The organism is Gilvimarinus gilvus (genome assembly GCF_030518155.1).
Taxonomy (GTDB): domain Bacteria; phylum Pseudomonadota; class Gammaproteobacteria; order Pseudomonadales; family Cellvibrionaceae; genus Gilvimarinus; species Gilvimarinus gilvus.
Genome location: NZ_JAULRU010000087.1, coordinates 1 through 337 on the forward strand (window position 1 = coordinate 1; position 337 = coordinate 337).

A 337-nucleotide genomic window follows, 5' to 3' on the forward strand; every position below is an offset into this window, starting at 1 on the left:
TCGGTGGTGGTGTTGAGCCAGTAGCTGTAGACCGGCCCCTTGATGTCCGGCGGCCGCAAGGGCACGAACGCGCGCTCGTTACCCCGGTTCGAGCAGGCGACATTGCCGTCCACGTAGGCCGCTTCGTAAATGAAGCGCGAACTCAAGCCCACCTGCTGCAAGGCCGCCAACATGGCCGGGCTGCATCCACGCAGCGGCTGTGCCTGCAACAGGTCTACACCCTCGCGCAGCTGGCCGAATACCTGCTCCAGGCGCTCGAGAAAACGCTCGCCCTGGGCATTCATCTGCTCGGTTTCGCTCTGTTTCAGCTGCTGCAGGGCGATGCCGATGCTGGCAG

1 protein-coding gene is annotated in these 337 nt (G+C 64.1%); it reads right to left on the minus strand.

The features are described from left to right. On the minus strand, positions 1 to 337 hold a 337-nt coding region (locus QWI17_RS00440), incomplete at both ends, for a CSS-motif domain-containing protein (protein ID WP_302720528.1).